The organism is Rhizobium sp. 01T444, assembly GCF_056398305.1.
Genome location: NZ_JBFTPD010000254.1, coordinates 1 through 622, shown reverse-complemented (window position 1 = coordinate 622; position 622 = coordinate 1). Strand labels below are relative to the sequence as shown.

Genomic DNA, 622 nt, shown 5'->3' with positions numbered 1-622 from the left:
TGCATGGGCAGGGAGAGTAAGGCAGCCGCAATGGTATGCAATGTGCTTCCCCATATGGGCTCTATATTGCCAAGCTGGGATGATGCGGCAAGCCGTTGCCGGCCCGACATTGCGCTCGAACATAATTCCACCCACATCTTCCGAGGAAAAGCAATGAATTCACGCGACGCCGCCAGGAGCGCCCAGACACGATGAAAGTGCTTCTCATCGGGAACTACGTCCCGGACGGCCAGACCAGCATGCTCGCGTTCCGGCGCGTCCTCGAACGCGAGCTCCCCCGCCTCGGCTGCGAATTGCGCGTCATCTCCCCACCCGAGCGCGTGCTCCGAGGTTCCTCCTCCTCGCGCTGGTGGAAGTGGTTGGGCTACGTGGACAAGTTCATCCTGTTCATTCCAGCCCTCGTGCGCGAGTCGCGCTGGGCCGACGTGGTGCACGTCGCCGATCACTCCAACGCCATGTACATCCGCTGGGTGAAGGCGAAGCCGAACGTCATCACCTGCCATGACGTGATCGCCGTGCAGGCCGCCAAGGGCATGATCGACGGCTGGAATGTCGGCTGGACCGGCAGGATCTTCCAGCGACTGATCTCCAACGGGCTGGCGCGCGCCGACCTGGTGGCCTG

General features: G+C 62.7%; 1 pseudogene. It reads left to right on the top strand.

The features are described 5' to 3' along the window. Positions 1-191: 191 nt before the first annotated feature. Positions 192-622: pseudogene (locus AC1DTN_RS38290) on the top strand (hypothetical protein); the annotation flags it as partial.